The sequence below is a fragment of the Marinomonas foliarum genome (assembly GCF_016906065.1).
Lineage (GTDB): Bacteria > Pseudomonadota > Gammaproteobacteria > Pseudomonadales > Marinomonadaceae > Marinomonas > Marinomonas foliarum.
In genome coordinates this window covers 3,529,817-3,544,518 of record NZ_CP070273.1, presented here as the reverse complement: position 1 = coordinate 3,544,518, position 14,702 = coordinate 3,529,817, and the positions used below count along the sequence as shown (strand labels likewise).

Annotated in this window: 17 protein-coding genes; 4 read left to right on the top strand and 13 right to left on the bottom strand. The window is 41.8% G+C overall.

Features of this window, described 5'->3' with window-relative positions; genetic code table 11:
* Positions 1-6 precede the first annotated feature (6 nt).
* From JSY38_RS16400 to JSY38_RS16385, 4 genes are all read right to left on the bottom strand, one after another.
* Positions 7-636: a transglutaminase-like cysteine peptidase gene (locus JSY38_RS16400; RefSeq protein ID WP_239544015.1), complete on the bottom strand. Its 630-nt coding sequence runs from the start codon at positions 634-636 to the stop codon at positions 7-9.
* A gap of 67 nt (positions 637-703) precedes the next feature.
* On the bottom strand, positions 704-997 hold the full coding sequence (locus JSY38_RS16395; protein ID WP_205114211.1) for a DUF1244 domain-containing protein: 294 nt from the start codon (positions 995-997) through the stop codon (positions 704-706).
* A 40-nt stretch (positions 998-1,037) separates the two neighbouring features.
* Complete coding sequence (locus tag JSY38_RS16390) at positions 1,038-1,637, bottom strand: tRNA-uridine aminocarboxypropyltransferase (RefSeq protein ID WP_205114209.1); 600 nt, start codon at positions 1,635-1,637, stop codon at positions 1,038-1,040.
* Positions 1,638-1,661: 24 nt separating this feature from the next.
* Entirely contained in the window at positions 1,662-2,387 is a 726-nt protein-coding gene (locus tag JSY38_RS16385; RefSeq protein ID WP_114412262.1) for a pyridoxine 5'-phosphate synthase, read from the bottom strand.
* A 145-nt stretch (positions 2,388-2,532) separates the two neighbouring features.
* On the opposite strand from JSY38_RS16385, the gene JSY38_RS16380 reads away from it, so the two are divergent.
* The 3 genes from JSY38_RS16380 to JSY38_RS16370 all read left to right on the top strand — a co-directional run bounded on the left by JSY38_RS16380 (position 2,533) and on the right by JSY38_RS16370 (position 4,277).
* Positions 2,533-3,207, top strand: coding sequence for a DNA-3-methyladenine glycosylase I (locus JSY38_RS16380; RefSeq protein WP_114412261.1), 675 nt, complete (start codon positions 2,533-2,535; stop codon positions 3,205-3,207).
* 43 nt (positions 3,208-3,250) lie between these two features.
* The gene (locus tag JSY38_RS16375; RefSeq protein ID WP_205114207.1) at positions 3,251-3,892 is read left to right on the top strand and encodes a DsbA family oxidoreductase; all 642 of its coding nucleotides are present in this window, start codon (positions 3,251-3,253) and stop codon (positions 3,890-3,892) included.
* A 190-nt stretch (positions 3,893-4,082) separates the two neighbouring features.
* Entirely contained in the window at positions 4,083-4,277 is a 195-nt protein-coding gene (locus tag JSY38_RS16370; RefSeq protein ID WP_114412259.1) for a (2Fe-2S)-binding protein, read from the top strand.
* A 15-nt stretch (positions 4,278-4,292) separates the two neighbouring features.
* On the opposite strand, the gene bfr (JSY38_RS16365) is transcribed toward JSY38_RS16370, so the two are convergent.
* The 3 genes from bfr (JSY38_RS16365) to parC all read right to left on the bottom strand — a co-directional run bounded on the left by bfr (JSY38_RS16365) (position 4,293) and on the right by parC (position 7,660).
* Positions 4,293-4,757: a bacterioferritin gene (bfr, locus tag JSY38_RS16365; protein ID WP_114412258.1), complete on the bottom strand. Its 465-nt coding sequence runs from the start codon at positions 4,755-4,757 to the stop codon at positions 4,293-4,295.
* 11 nt (positions 4,758-4,768) lie between these two features.
* Positions 4,769-5,242 carry a bacterioferritin gene (gene bfr, locus JSY38_RS16360; RefSeq protein WP_114412257.1) on the bottom strand — a complete coding sequence of 158 codons (474 nt, stop codon included), beginning with the start codon at positions 5,240-5,242 and terminating at the stop codon, positions 4,769-4,771.
* A 120-nt stretch (positions 5,243-5,362) separates the two neighbouring features.
* Entirely contained in the window at positions 5,363-7,660 is a 2,298-nt protein-coding gene (gene parC / locus JSY38_RS16355) for a DNA topoisomerase IV subunit A (protein ID WP_205114205.1), read from the bottom strand.
* Between the two features lie 181 nt (positions 7,661-7,841).
* Between parC and JSY38_RS16350 the strand changes: the two genes are divergently transcribed.
* Positions 7,842-8,567 carry a hypothetical protein gene (locus JSY38_RS16350; protein ID WP_205114204.1) on the top strand — a complete coding sequence of 242 codons (726 nt, stop codon included), beginning with the start codon at positions 7,842-7,844 and terminating at the stop codon, positions 8,565-8,567.
* A 26-nt stretch (positions 8,568-8,593) separates the two neighbouring features.
* On the opposite strand, the gene JSY38_RS16345 is transcribed toward JSY38_RS16350, so the two are convergent.
* The 6 genes from JSY38_RS16345 to JSY38_RS16320 all read right to left on the bottom strand — a co-directional run bounded on the left by JSY38_RS16345 (position 8,594) and on the right by JSY38_RS16320 (position 14,694).
* Entirely contained in the window at positions 8,594-9,481 is an 888-nt protein-coding gene (locus tag JSY38_RS16345; protein WP_114412824.1) for a GNAT family N-acetyltransferase, read from the bottom strand.
* 321 nt (positions 9,482-9,802) lie between these two features.
* Positions 9,803-10,681: an N-carbamoylputrescine amidase gene (gene aguB, locus JSY38_RS16340; protein ID WP_205114202.1), complete on the bottom strand. Its 879-nt coding sequence runs from the start codon at positions 10,679-10,681 to the stop codon at positions 9,803-9,805.
* A gap of 48 nt (positions 10,682-10,729) precedes the next feature.
* The gene (gene speA, locus JSY38_RS16335; RefSeq protein ID WP_114412822.1) at positions 10,730-12,631 is read right to left on the bottom strand and encodes a biosynthetic arginine decarboxylase; all 1,902 of its coding nucleotides are present in this window, start codon (positions 12,629-12,631) and stop codon (positions 10,730-10,732) included.
* Positions 12,632-12,785: 154 nt separating this feature from the next.
* Positions 12,786-13,745, bottom strand: a complete 960-nt coding sequence (gene lipA / locus JSY38_RS16330) for a lipoyl synthase (RefSeq protein ID WP_114412821.1) — start codon at positions 13,743-13,745, stop codon at positions 12,786-12,788.
* A gap of 1 nt (position 13,746) precedes the next feature.
* Positions 13,747-14,391 carry a lipoyl(octanoyl) transferase LipB gene (gene lipB, locus JSY38_RS16325; protein WP_205114200.1) on the bottom strand — a complete coding sequence of 215 codons (645 nt, stop codon included), beginning with the start codon at positions 14,389-14,391 and terminating at the stop codon, positions 13,747-13,749.
* Positions 14,392-14,694 carry an HP0495 family protein gene (locus JSY38_RS16320; protein ID WP_114412819.1) on the bottom strand — a complete coding sequence of 101 codons (303 nt, stop codon included), beginning with the start codon at positions 14,692-14,694 and terminating at the stop codon, positions 14,392-14,394. It lies immediately after the preceding gene.
* Positions 14,695-14,702 lie beyond the last annotated feature (8 nt).

Below are 14,702 nucleotides of genomic sequence, written 5' to 3'. Positions count from 1 at the left end.
GTTCTCCTAATTTGTCATCGTATTAAAACGATTATTTAATTCTGTCCACAAGCTCAACCTAGATGAGCCTCCGACCAATACACCGCGTCCTTTTTCTTTCGATAGCCACATGTTCTCTGCATTAAATGAATAAATAGGCAAGAGGTCATTGCGCTTTGTCGCGGGTTTTAATTCTTTATCTAGATTATCAAGCAAGACTGGAACAGATGTTGGCTTATGATAATACGCCAATACCATATGATGTTGGTTTAGCTTCAATGCTTTTACATACACAAGTCGTAGTTTATCATCAGGCACACCAAGCTCTCTTAAGGTGAAATATTTAGCAATAGTAAAATCTTCGCAGTCCCCTGCTTGCATCCCTAAAAACTCAATTGGCGTAGCCCAATAGTCTTCCTTGCCCCATAGAGTCATATCATCAACAAAATCCATTTGATTAAAAAAATTATTCACCACCGCTAGCTGTTCTACTATGGGTAATGATTGAGACTCATCTATCAACTTGCGCCATGCTAGTATGCGTTTTTCTGCATCTGCACCATAAACAGTCGCAGCTTGCTTAGCCAGCTTACGATATTTATCCGATACGTCAGCGTATAGCCACAAATGCGGCACAAAACACACGATCAGGAGCACACACAAACATCTTCTGCCGTGCCCCGAAAGTAAAAAAAACGATTGGAATCGTTTTTTCAATGGTAAATTACTTCTCAGACTTTGACTTTGCATTAAATGCAGCTAGCTGCTCTGCAGTCGCTTCTGGCTGATACCTAGCTTTCCAAGTATCATATGGTTCGCCATAGACGAATTCGCGAGCTTCATCATAGTTAACATCGACTCCTTGCTGTTCTGCTTCAGCCATATACCATTTACTCAGACAGTTGCGACAAAATCCTGCCAAGTTCATTAAATCAATATTTTGCACAGATTTATTGTCATCAAGGTGCTTCAAAAGACGACGCAATACCGCTGCTTCAATTTCAGTTTGTTTGCTCATAATAATTTCAAATCTCTTTTTTCTAATAACGGAATAACCACTAATCAAGGTGCCGGTGACTCAAAGGCTGCCTGCGCCACTGCCATTCTTGAGCGGCCACCATAAACTCTCTTAGTGGTTGCATATTTTCACCAGTGACTTGCTCTATCGCATAAGCACAGGCTTCAAGAGTCGATAACGATTCTGCACTGGGTGATTTGCGAATACTGTACTGCCCTTCTGGCGGCTGCGAAAAACAGACAGCACCAAAAGCATGCAATAAGGGCTCTGTAAAATATAGCCTCTTCGCTTTACGCCAAGTGGCATCAAGTAAAATCAAACCCTCAATTTCAGAAGCCGTGTCAGCGCTTATAGATTCAATAGACTCAGCAGAATCCGATGGAAACACTAAACGCCATTTGGCCGGATCTATTTGCCTAAAGACCTGAATCATCGCATCATGATTGGCTGTCGAAATACATTCCACTGACGGCAGGCCTAAAGACAAAAATGACACAGTGTTCTTAGCATGTTGCGCTTCTTTAGGGTCTTGTAGTACCAAGATTTTTAATCGTGTAGAAAGCGCTGGTATCCACTGACAAATACACTGATCAGCTAAAAAACCACACGTATCGCAGCGTGCTCTTTTTCCACTTTGCATTGACTGATCTCTAATTACTAGTATTTAAGCTAGCTTAGCGAGATACGCTTTTACAACGCTATCCCAGCCCATATTTAACGCTTCCACAGTTAACGCATGGCCAATTGACACTTCCATGATTCGACCTTGCTCACATAAGGCCTGAACATTGTTCAAATCCAAGTCATGTCCAGCATTCACTTCTAAACCTGCATCCAATGCGGCTTGGGCAGCTTGCTGATATTCTTCAAGCACAGCATCAAAGCCCTCTTTACCATAAGCATTCGCGTACGCTTCTGTATAAAGTTCAACACGATCAGCTCCCACTTCTTTTGCTAAGGCCATACTTTCAGCATCAGGATCCATAAATAATACCACTCGAATTCCCTTTGCCTTAAGTTTTGCAATAACTGAGCGTAAGGCGTCTTGATCACGAGCTATATTCCACCCGTGGTCTGAAGTCAGCTGGTTTGGATCATCAGGCACCAAGGTACATTGATCCGGCTCTACTTCTAACACCACATCTAAAAACTGTGCATCTGGAAAGCCCTCAACATTCAGCTCTGTGCCAGGAAAGCGCTTTAATAACGCCTTTAAATCGTGCGCATCTTGATACGTAGCATGTCGCTGATCAGGTCTTGGATGAATAGTAATACCAAACGCACCCAGCTCAAGTGTGCGTTCAGCCATATCAATTAAATTTGGGTAATCTCTTCCACGAGAATTTCGAAGTAAACCAATTTTATTCAAATTAACGCTTAAGTGTGTCATTCAACTTCTCTCGATAGGTCATTTATTGGCATTATAGGACAAACACATAGCGTCAATCACTAAAATACCAAACAAGATATTGGTTAACTCCATTATATCAAGCAAGGCTTATGATAAACTGGCCGCTACAAAACAGGAGTCCAATATGAAATACGAACTCTTCCAATCCATTTATGATCGGGCAGCTCTTCGCCATGGAGGAAAAAACCTTCTAGACGCGATGCTCTCTGTGCCACTGAGCACAGCACAATTAAGCCAACACAGTGATGACCGGTGGCTTGCAGCCTTCTCTCAGAAAATCTTTCAATCTGGCATCAATTGGCAAGTGGTTCGCAATAAATGGCCTGGGTTCGAAACCGTATTTTTCGGCTTTGACATTGAAAAGATGCTGCTAATCCATGACGAAATGTGGGAAGAAAAAGCCAAAGACGTTCGCATCATTCGCAACTTTGGCAAGGTTATGACGATTCGCGAAAATGCCCTTATGATTAGCGAATGTCAGGCTAGCCACGGCTCTTTTTCGAGCTTTGTTGCTCAATGGCCAAATGACGACATTATTGGCCTGTGGGCCTACTTAAAAAAACATGGTGCTCGTCTTGGTGGTAATACAGGCCCTTACACGTTAAGAGCAATGGGCAAAGATACTTTTATGTTAACGAGGGATGTTGAGGGTTACTTGCGCCAACATGAGATAATCACCACCGGCAGAGACACCCAATCTGCATGGAAAGCAGCACAAGCTGCGTTTAATCACTGGCATAAAGAAAGTAGTCGTTCTTATACCGAAATAAGCCAATGCATTGCGCTAAGCGTTAATTAAACACTTTATATACTCAGTAATTTATTATTTGTTAGGAGAATACATGGCCGATCTACGTATCGACATTATTTCAGATGTTGTTTGCCCTTGGTGTTACTTAGGCTACTCGCGCCTTAAACAAGCTATTGAACAGCTAGGAGACGATTACCGCATAGACATTCGTTGGCAGCCTTTTGAACTGCATCCAGACATGCCTTTAGAAGGTGCAGACCGTGAAACTTATTTAGGCGAGCGATTCGGTAGTCAAGAAAAATTAAACGAAGCCACTCACGCTATCCAGCAAGTGGGTATCGAAGCAAGTATTCAATTTAATTTCTCAGAAAATGACCGCATCCCCAATACCAAGCTTGCTCATCAATTTGTGCTTGCTGCTACCAAATCTGGGCTAGCTACACCTTTTGTGTTGGCGGTATTCCATGCTTATTTCACTGACGGAAAAGACATAGGATCAAAAAGTATTCTTGAAGAAGTAGCCGTTAGCATTGGCATGCAAAAAGTCGATATAGAATATGCACTCAGCACAGAAGCGAAAGCTCTTACTGAGAAGAAGTTACAACACCTACGCAGTTTGGATATCCAGTCTGTGCCTACGTATGTCATCAATGATAAATACATGGTTCATGGCGCCCATGACCCAGAAGCCTTTCTGAAAGTTTTGACGGATATTGCAGAAAAAGAACAGTAAGAAACTCTGTAATTTCATTATGCTACTGATAAGACCTAAGCCGTTCAGCGGTTTTATCAGTAGGCTTATCAATACACTCGACAAAAAAACTATCAAATATTTAAAATAGATTAATATTTATCTATTGATAATCATTAACATTAAAAATAGAATCGCATGATCAGAATATTAGTGAGAGTGATTTTCATTTATGTATGTTTGTATTTGTAACAGAGTATCAGACAAAGAGATCAAAGCGTCCATTCAAGATGGGGCAACAACCATGCGTGAACTCTACAAAGAACACAGTATTGGTAGCCAGTGCGGAAAATGCTGCCAGTGCGCAAAAAAGCTACTGAACAGTGAGCTAATCAAGATTGCCGACACCCAAGTTCAAGTAGCTTAATGGCAAAATACTGAATTACATTTGCGACTGTAAGTAGTTTTCAATACCAGAACTAGCAATCAAATGCTGTTGCGTTTCAAGCCAATCGATCTGCTCTTCTTGCTCTTCTAATATTTTTTCCAATGCATCACGACTCATAAAGTCTTTTTTCTGCTCACATAAGTCGATAGCCGTCTTAAGAGCTGGCAAAGTATCTAACTCAAACTCCAAGTTAGCCGAAATCATCTCTTCGCTGTTTTCACCAATCCTCAGGCGACCAAGATCTTGCAAATTAGGCAAACCTTCCAGAAACAACACTCGTTCGATCAAACGATCAGCATTTTTCATTTTTTGGATAGAGGTTTTATAATCGGCTTTATCCAGCGCACTAAATCCAAAGTCTTTAAACATGCGAGCATGAAGAAAATACTGGTTAATACCAACCAACTCATTCGCCAAGACTTTGTTCAGATTGGCAACTACGTCACGATCCCCTTTCATAGCACCTCTCCTTAGTTACCCATTTGTGACTGGTAATAATTCTGCATACCAATTTTTTCCATTAGGCCAAGCTGTTTTTCCAACCAATAAACATGGTCTTCTTCCGTATCAAACAACAACTTCTCTAATGTCTCACGTGTTTGATAATCCCCTTCTGCTTCACACACAGCAATGGCCTCTCTCACACAACTAACCACTTCAAGTTCAAGCGTCAGGTCATTGCTCATCATTGAATGAACATCTGAGCCAATCAATAAATCACGACGCTTCGTCATGCACGGTACACCTTCCAAGAACAAGATGCGCTTGATAAGCCAATCAGAATGCTGAGTTTCCTCTTCCATCTCGTGATTAAGGCGCTCATAAAGTTTATCTAAGCCCCAATCTTCATACATGCGAGAGTGAATAAAATATTGGTCAATCGCGGCTAATTCGTTCGCTAACAAGGTATTCAAACTATCAATTACTTTTTTGCTGCCTTTCATATTCTTTTCCTCTTATCGCAAGCAAGTCCATTTTCGTAATAAGTACAAAACCCAAGACCTGGTTCAAAAAAATGAGAGCCTAGAATTCAATTCTAGACCCTCGTCTCACTTTATCCATTATTAAAATAAATCTTGGCTTGGCGAGTCATCAGTTTTAGCTACCTTTCCCTCTCCAATCTTGACTTCAAGACTATCAATTCGTTGTAGTCCTCTTGGCAACTTAAGACCTCTTCGGCCACGCTCTCCGAGATATTCCTCTAAATCTTTTTCCGTGAAGGAAATGAAACGTTTCCCAGCATAAGCGGTTAAAAGATCATTTGGTTGCACACAGGCTAAAGCAACCACCAGCTCTTCTCTATCGGCAGCACGAGCACTTGGGATGCTAAGCATCTTATTGCCCTTACCTTTTGCCATCTGAGGTAACGAAGCCACATCGAATACCAACATACGCCCTTCATTAGAGATAGCAACAACACGACCTGAGGTAGGATCCTGAACACGCACTGGCGCCATTACTTGTCCACCTTTTGGTAGCGTCAAGGTTGCTTTACCTGCTTTATTTTTTGCATACAAATCTTTGAGCTGCGCAACAAAGCCGTAACCTGCATCGCTGGCAATCAAGTAATGGGTCTCTTCACTATCAAGCACCATAGAAACAACTGTTGCGTCTTTTTCTAATGAAATACGTCCAGTTATGGGCTCTCCCTGTCCTCGAGCAGAGGGCAAGGTATGCGCTTTAATCGAATACGTACGCCCATTTGAAGCAACTAGAACAAGCATCTGATTAGAGCGACCTTTTGCACTAACTAGGAATTCATCGCCAGATTTATAACTCAATCCATTTACATCAATATCATGGCCTTTGGCAGCACGAATCCAGCCTTGCTTAGAAATAACCACAGTAATAGGGTCATTAGATAACAAATCTTCTTCGCTAAAAGCTTGCGCTTCTTTACGAGCTACAATAGGTGTACGGCGGTCATCACCAAAAGCGTCAATTGCTTCTTGAATCTCATCTGAAATCAATTTCTTCAGCTTACGATCAGAAGACAATAGCCCCTCAAGCTGCTTGCGTTCTTTCTCTAGCTCGTCTTGCTCCCCCTTGATACGCATTTCTTCAAGCTTAGCAAGATGACGTAATTTCAACTCTAGAATTGACTCTGCTTGGGCATCACTTAAGCCAAAGCGAGACATTAACTCGACTTTCGGCTTTTCTTCCGTACGGATGATTTCAATAACTTCATCGATATTTAAGTAAGCAATCAACAAGCCTTCTAAAATATGCAAACGGCTATTAACTTTGTCCAGGCGGAATTGTAAACGACGACGCACAACATCAATACGAAAGCGCAACCATTCAGATAAGAAATTCTTCAGCGGCTTAACTTGCGGTAAACCGTCAAGCCCAATCACATTCATGTTCGTGCGGTAAGATTTCTCAAGATCTGTCGTTGCAAAGAGATGCGTCATCACCGAATCAATATCAACACGATTTGATTTAGGCACAATCACCAATCGAGTAGGGTTTTCGTGATCCGATTCATCACGTAAATCCACCACCATAGGCAATTTTTTCGCCTGCATTTGCGCTGCAATTTGCTCTAATATTTTACTACCAGACACCTGATGCGGAAGCTCATTTACAACGATTTCGCCTTCCTCAATAGTAAAGCGAGCTCTGGCTTTAATTTGTCCCTTACCTGTCTCATAAAGCTTAACAATATCGCTTCTAGGCGTGATGATTTCACCACCTGTTGGAAAGTCCGGGCCTTGGACAAAATTAAGTAGATCTTCTAAGTCAGCATTTGGGTTATTAAGCAAATGAATGCAAGCACCACCAATTTCACGCAAGTTATGTGGTGGAATATCAGTAGCCATGCCAACAGCAATACCTGTGGTACCATTAAGCAATAAATTTGGCAGACGTGATGGTAAAACCGACGGCTCTTGTAGAGTCCCATCAAAGTTAGGCACCCAATCCACTGTTCCTTGACTCACTTCTCTAAGCAAGACATCAGCGTATTTAGACAATCGAGATTCGGTATAACGCATGGCAGCGAAAGATTTTGGATCATCTGGCGCGCCCCAGTTACCTTGCCCGTCCACTAATGGATAACGATACGAGAAAGGCTGTGCCATCAGCACCATAGCTTCATAACAGGCACTGTCACCATGAGGGTGGAACTTACCCAGAACATCACCCACGGTACGAGCGGATTTTTTGTATTTAGCGCTGGCTTTTAGACCAAGTTCACTCATCGCGTAGATGATGCGACGCTGAACCGGTTTTAACCCATCACCAATGTGTGGCAATGCTCGGTCTAAAATCACGTACATTGAGTAATTTAAGTACGCTTTTTCTGTGTAGTCTTTTAATGAAAGGGTTTCATTCGACTCAAAATTTGACAACTCACTCAAGGAAATTTTCCTTCTACAATCGTTTGAATGTGTAAATTATCGACACATACGGATTTCATAAACTAATATGGGAACAACTATAAAGAAACTTCCCAATACACTGCAACAGTCTGCGTAAGATTATCATGGAAAGGCCTGCATTCTCGTGTTTCAATACTGTCAATTAGCAAAAAGGTAACCGATGGTGAATGCAACAGCCCAAAATACAAGCCCCCCCCTAGACTACAGTCTTGGCGAAGCCAGCAAACGTATTATTGTGCACCAGCAAGACGACCTTTTAATTATCCATGATCACCTTGTTCAAGATGTGACACCGACCCGCTTTTATCACAATCCAGTTGATACATTCCTGTTTTTGCTTAAAGGCGAAGTGTACTTGCAACAATATGAGTCCAGCAATGTTCAAAACATAGCGGAAGAAATCACTTTGAAAAAGCATCAAGGAATTTGGCTCAATGCAAATACGATTAACTCTGTCACTTTACTCACACCCAGAGTCGAGCTTTGCTTAATTAGACTGTCGACCTCTGTTAATACAAAGTCCACTCACCCATTTGAGAAAATATCGTCAGGAACGGTAGAATTGCAATTAGGAAGGAACCAAATCAAAGTGTGGCCTCTTTGGGAAACAGAGCACGGGCGAATTGCACTAGAATTGTACCCAACAAAATACAATGAAACCCTCTATTACCATAAAGCAGCGACGCAGTATTTTTTACCATTGAATGGCTCTGCAGTCTTCATGAGCAAATCAAAAACACCTACATCTTGCCCTAGTATAGGAAAAGTTGTCCCTCCTAAGGAAGCTGTCGCCATATTAAACCCAGGAGATCAAAATAGTATTGTACTTTCAGTTATGACCAAAGATTACAGCGAAGGACGCGTACACCTTCTAACCCGAACCTAGTGAAGTAAGCTCTGTTCAATAGACAACTAACGCAATACTAGCGCAGTTAAAATATGGTCTTCCCACTCGCCGTTAATTTTCAAATAATCTCTTGCCACACCTTCCTTATCAAAACCTAACTTCTTCAGTACCGCTGCACTGCGAACATTTCTCGGCATGTAACTGGCTTGTATTCGATCAATATGCAACTCTTTAGAAAGGTACTCTAACCCCGCGCTTAATGCTTCATGCATAATCCCTTTTCCCTGCTCGCTTTCTCGTATGCTGTACCCTAAATTACAAGCTTGAAAAACCCCACGAATAATATTGGAGTAATTGGTATACGCAAGCATTCTGTCTTCATTAGAAGATAAAAAGCAGAACACAACCCCTCTGTCTTCAAGGAAGTCTCGACGCATTTCACGTATGCGCAACGCACAGGTTTCAAGCGAGTAGTAGCCTTCACTGCGAAGTGGCTCCCACTGTGTTAAAAATTCCTTTTCTTGGTTGATATAGTCATACAGTAGAGGCGCTTGGCTTTCATCCAACACCCTTAGTACTCCTCGTTCCGTGACGATACGAGGAAAGCGTGATGCATACAAATCATGGTTAGAGTATTTAAACGACATATCCTTCATCACTTCAAACAGCTTTAACGAATATTCTTCGTACCAACAATTTTCACCAATAGATAAAAGCCTACGCTGTACATCATGATTAAGCCAAGCCTCAGCCTCAGCTTTGCTTGCCCAATAAGTCATGAATACGTCCATCTCACCTGAGCTATATTCGGCACCAAGATAGCCGGGCTGATCTTTCACAAGTTCGAGTATTTTTTCAGCCATAATTCGGTAGGTCAAATCATTCGACATCAGTTTACTAGAAAGCGAAACGGCATAATAAGGCAATGCATTTGGGGAACTAAATACGTTCATAGACTCTCTAATCAGACAGAAAGATGGCTCTAAAATGTGCAAACATGAATTATATACGTACTTATTGGCAATCTCCGACTATAGTTATTACCTAAGTTTGGACAGATCTATACTGACGGTTCATTTTATTTTATTAAAGCGTAGCAATATGCTTTTGACTACCGACAGAGGTACTTAAAAATACCTATTACACTATTATTTTAAAACCTTTTAGGCTTCGAAAAGCCAAGTGTGAGTAGATCTTCCCTATTGGTATCCCCCTTTATATCAATAGGGATATGGAAAGCTTTTGTGCCCGCTTTGAAGCGGGCACTTTTTTGACTATTTATCCCAAGTGACCCCAGCACCCGAAGTAACCGCTTGATATTGATCTGGTCGACGGTCACGGAATAACCCAAAAGAACGGCGTGCTTTGCGTATTGCATCTAAATCGTATTCAGAATATAGAATTATACTTTCATCTCGACCCGCAACACACTTCATAGCGCCCATTTCGTCTGTCATAAAAGAAGAACCATAAAACTGAATAAAGCTATTTTCTCCTTCTTCTCGACCAACACGGTTCGCAGCAATAACAGGCACCATATTCGCGGCAGAATGGCCTTGCATGGTTCTTTGCCAATGATCTTTTGAATCCCACTCTGGGTAAGGAGGTTCAGAGCCAATTGCTGTAGGATAGAAGATCAACTCAGCACCTTTTAAAGCCAATTCACGAGCCAATTCTGGAAACCACTGATCCCAACAAATCCCACAACCAATTCGACCAAACTTTGTATCCCAAACTTTCACGCCAGTATTACCTGGTGTGAAGTAGTATTTTTCTTGGTAACCAGGACCATCTGGAATATGCGTCTTGCGGTACAAATCCATCACATCACCATTGGCATCAATCATCACTAATGAGTTATAAAAGACGTTCCCATCGCGCTCAAAAAAGCTAATTGGCAAAACCACACCCAATTCTTTTGCAAGCGCACTCATAGTCTGGATCGCCAAACAATCATTAACAGGCTGCGCCCAATCAAAGTAAGCAGGCTTTTGATCGATGCAGAAATATGGCCCCATGAACAATTCTTGTAACAGAATTATATTTGCCTGATTTGCTGCAGCTTCTCTTACCTGCGCAACAGCATTGTCTAGGTTCTCTTGAAAATCTGTACTAATTGCCATTTGAACGCAGGCTACTTTTACTGTACTCATACTCTACTACCTCCAAAATATCTTGTGTCGTAAGCTCAAAGGCTTAGCTTATACCTGAGTCAAATAGGTTGTGCCTTCTAGTACTTTTTTATAAGTAGCCATAAGCTTCACCTGCTCTTCCTGACTAAGTGAGCTTGCTGCTATTCTATCTTGATAGCGCTTAATTAATTCTTTCTCATCATAACTAACAAACTTCAACACATCCTGAACACTATCACCTTTTAATACATGGTCGATTCTAAAGCCGTCATCCGTTAGATATACGTCGACCGAACAAGTGTCACCAAATAAATTATGTAGATCCCCTAAGGTTTCCTGATACGCTCCCACTAAGAAAAAGCCCATCAGATAATCCTCGCCTTTCGGCGGCGGCGGTGGCAATGGCAGAGACGACTCAATACCTTGACCATCCACATAGCTATATAAACAACCGTCAGAATCGCAGGTGACGTCTTGAATCTTACCTCTAAAAGAAGGCGCCTGATCCAATCCCTGCAAAGGCAACACAGGAAATAATTGATCAATCCCCCAGGCATCAGGCATTGACTGGAACACTGACAAATTGACAAACAACTTTTCGGCTAAACGTTCGTTAAGCTCATCAATAACTGGGCGATGACCTCGGTTTCGATTATCTAAACGAGGCAATAAATTACGGCACGCTGATAAGAAAAGATTTTCAGCTTGCGCTCTTTGGGCAAGGTTAAGCTGACCGTGGTTATATAAAGTCAAACTATCATTAAAGTCATCCAGCAAGTCATGATAAATCTCAACCAGAGAGCGACCCTCTTCCTGTTGCCCCTTTAGGCTTTGATAAGACGCCCAGAGTCGTTGTAGTTCTAATTCACACTCTTCACTCGGCTCTTCAATCGGTAAAAGCTCTGCGCCATGCGAAAAAACATCGGCAATCATCATCGCATGATGAGCCGTTACCGCACGACCAGATTCAGAGATCAAATGTGGATGAGGTAGTTCATATTGCTCACACACATTATGGAAAGCAAACACCACATTATTAGCATATTCGCCGATGCTGTAGTTTGCAGAGAAGTCGTTCTGACTGCGAGTGCCTTCATAATCAACACCCAATCCGCCACCAACATCAACCCACTTGATTTTGACATCCATTTGATGAAGTTCAGCATAATAACGAGCACATTCTTTCAGACTATTTTGAATATCTCGGATTCGGGTAATTTGCGACCCTAAATGAAAATGGATTAATTCAAGACAATGCAATAAATCCAATTCACGTAATCGATCAATGGCACGTAATAACTGAGATGTGGTTAGACCGAATTTCGATTTTTCACCACCACTATTGCCCCAGTGAGTAGTGCAAGTTGAAGCCAGTCGAATACGAATACCAATACGAGGTTGAACTCCAATTTTTTCCGCTTCTTCTAGAATCCAATCTAGCTCATGCATTTTCTCAACTACGATGAAAACTTGATGCCCCATCTTTTCGGCCATCAAGGCAAGATGAATAAACTCACGGTCTTTGTAGCCATTACACACAATAATACCATCAGCATTTTTATGCATAGCTAGAACAGCCATCAACTCAGGCTTACTGCCAGCCTCAAGGCCCACAGTAGATGAATTATCAGGCTGACAAGCGGCGATCTCTTCAACCACTCGGCGCTGCTGATTCACTTTAATTGGATAAACAATAGCGTATTGCGCTTGGTAGTCGTAATAGTCTATGGCTTGTTGAAACGAGTTCGTGATTTTTTCAATGCGCGAATGCAGAATATTAGGAAATCGAACAAGACATGGGTAAGGAATCCCCTGTTGTTTAAGCGCTTCCGAAAGCTCAGTTAGGTCAATACTATTTTCTCTATCCGGTAACGCAATCACTCGACCCTTATCATTGATTGAAAAAAAGTCACTACTCCAATGACTCACATTATAAAGTTCCATTGAATCTTTGATTGACCAAGGCTTCATATTATCTCCAAATGTCTATGTACCTAAACATTAGCACTCATTCTTATAAAGTGTACTTAGTGAAGCACAGACAGATATTTCAGGTATAGTTAAAATAAAAAAAAGCGGCGCTAAGATAAATCTTAACTCCGCTTTATTCTAACGAAGGAACAAATTAAGACACTCGTTCGCCATGTGCTTGTTTATCCGCATGGTAAGAAGAGCGAACCAAAGGTCCGCATGCAGCATGCTTAAAACCTAGCTCTTTTGCCACTTCTTCATAACGGGCAAATTCTTCAGGTGGTACAAATCGAGCCATTGGGAAATGATGCTTAGATGGCTGCAAATACTGACCAATTGTCAACATATCCACATTATGCGCTCGCAAATCTTTTAGTACTTCGACAATTTCTTCAAACGTTTCGCCCATACCAACCATCAAGCCTGATTTAGTTGGTACTTCAGGGCAACGATCTTTAAAGTTTTTCAAAAGATCCAGTGACCACTGATAATCAGACCCAGGTCTTACTTGACGATACAAGCGAGGAATAGATTCTAGGTTATGATTAAAGACATCTGGCGGTGCTATTGAAAGGGTGTCAATAGCCACTTCCATACGACCACGAAAGTCAGGAACCAATGTTTCTATTTCGATATTCGGGCTTTCTGCACGAGTCTCTCGAATACAATCAACAAAATGCTGCGCACCACCATCGCGAAGGTCGTCGCGATCTACCGATGTAATAACAACATATTTAAGTTTCATGTCGCGAATGGCAGCTGCTAATTCTTTTGGCTCGTCTGTGCTAAGTGGATTAGGGCGACCGTGAGCAACATCGCAAAAAGGACAGCGACGAGTACAAATCTCACCCATAATCATGAAAGTAGCAGTACCATTACTAAAGCATTCACCCAAATTTGGGCAGTTTGCTTCTTCACAAACAGACGCCAACTTGTGCTCTCTTAACGTTGCTTTAATACGAGCAATTTCAGGAGAAGCAGGCATACGAACTCGAAGCCAATCAGGCTTACGAGGAATCTCTTCTGTTGGAACAATTTTTACGGGAATACGCGCCATTTTATCGGCACCACGTAACTTTTCCCCTTGGACAACGCGTTTGCGTTCAGCTGTCATTCTAATTCCACCCTTGTTGGATAGCCGGATAACTGTATCCGAGTTGTTCAGCCAACTGATTCGCCAACTGAACTTTTACATTCGATAAAATACTGTCTTTATTAAGACGCTTCATATCAACCATTTGTAAGCCTTGGTAGCCACACGGGTTAATACGATTAAATGGGGTGAGATCCATATCAACATTCAAAGCTAAGCCATGAAATGAACAGCCTCTGCGCACACGCAATCCCAACGAGGCTATTTTTTGCTCATCCACATACACCCCAGGAGCATCGGGCTTTGGGTAGGCATCAATAGAATTCATAGCCAAAGTACCTACCACAGAGTTTTCTAGTACACTGACCAAATCTCGAACACCGATCCCAAGACGTTTTAAATCTACTAAAACGTAAGCAACCAGTTGCCCAGGCCCATGATACGTGACCTGACCACCACGGTCGACTTGAATAACGGGAATATCACCAGGAGCCAAGAGATGCTCTTCCTTCCCAGCTTGTCCTTGCGTAAATAAAGCTGGATGTTCCAACAGCCAAATCTCATCAGCATCCTCTTTCGATCGACACTGAGTAAATTCCTTCATTCGCTCCCATGTATCAGCGTAATCAATCACGCCCAAGTCACGGCAAATTAAATTCAGCTGCATTTACATGACCATTTTAACGGCTTCAATCGACATTAAGTCGCGATGCAAAGCCGATAATTGGTCTTCACTCTGAGCTACTATACGAAAACTAAAGCTAATAAAGCGCCCTTTACTAGAGCGATTAATATTCTCTGCTTCCGCCATTTCTGGAGCATGAACAAGCAAGCATTCTTTGATTTCTTGATGAATATCATCAACATCAAGTGAAACTACTTTGATCACATAGTTTTCACAAGGAAACTCTATTTTCGGTGCATCAACCACTTTTTCTGTTTGATCACCATCTTTCGTAATTAGTGCCATTTCTAGTT

Bases quoted from the DNA above. Each gene is read 5' to 3' on its own strand.
- JSY38_RS16380 (WP_114412261.1), top strand. From the start codon at position 2,533: ATGAAATACGAACTCTTCCAATCCATTTATGATCGGGCAGCTCTTCGC.
- bfr (WP_114412257.1), bottom strand. From the start codon at position 5,242: ATGAAAGGCAGCAAAAAAGTAATTGATAGTTTGAATACCTTGTTAGCG.
- JSY38_RS16385 (WP_114412262.1), bottom strand. From the start codon at position 2,387: ATGACACACTTAAGCGTTAATTTGAATAAAATTGGTTTACTTCGAAAT.
- bfr (WP_114412258.1), bottom strand. From the start codon at position 4,757: ATGAAAGGGGATCGTGACGTAGTTGCCAATCTGAACAAAGTCTTGGCG.
- JSY38_RS16390 (WP_205114209.1), bottom strand. From the start codon at position 1,637: ATGCAAAGTGGAAAAAGAGCACGCTGCGATACGTGTGGTTTTTTAGCT.
- lipA (WP_114412821.1), bottom strand. From the start codon at position 13,745: ATGACAGCTGAACGCAAACGCGTTGTCCAAGGGGAAAAGTTACGTGGT.
- JSY38_RS16320 (WP_114412819.1), bottom strand. From the start codon at position 14,694: ATGGCACTAATTACGAAAGATGGTGATCAAACAGAAAAAGTGGTTGAT.
- JSY38_RS16350 (WP_205114204.1), top strand. From the start codon at position 7,842: ATGGTGAATGCAACAGCCCAAAATACAAGCCCCCCCCTAGACTACAGT.
- lipB (WP_205114200.1), bottom strand. From the start codon at position 14,391: ATGCAGCTGAATTTAATTTGCCGTGACTTGGGCGTGATTGATTACGCT.
- JSY38_RS16395 (WP_205114211.1), bottom strand. From the start codon at position 997: ATGAGCAAACAAACTGAAATTGAAGCAGCGGTATTGCGTCGTCTTTTG.
- JSY38_RS16370 (WP_114412259.1), top strand. From the start codon at position 4,083: ATGTATGTTTGTATTTGTAACAGAGTATCAGACAAAGAGATCAAAGCG.
- aguB (WP_205114202.1), bottom strand. From the start codon at position 10,681: ATGAGTACAGTAAAAGTAGCCTGCGTTCAAATGGCAATTAGTACAGAT.
- JSY38_RS16375 (WP_205114207.1), top strand. From the start codon at position 3,251: ATGGCCGATCTACGTATCGACATTATTTCAGATGTTGTTTGCCCTTGG.
- JSY38_RS16345 (WP_114412824.1), bottom strand. From the start codon at position 9,481: ATGAACGTATTTAGTTCCCCAAATGCATTGCCTTATTATGCCGTTTCG.
- speA (WP_114412822.1), bottom strand. From the start codon at position 12,631: ATGAAGCCTTGGTCAATCAAAGATTCAATGGAACTTTATAATGTGAGT.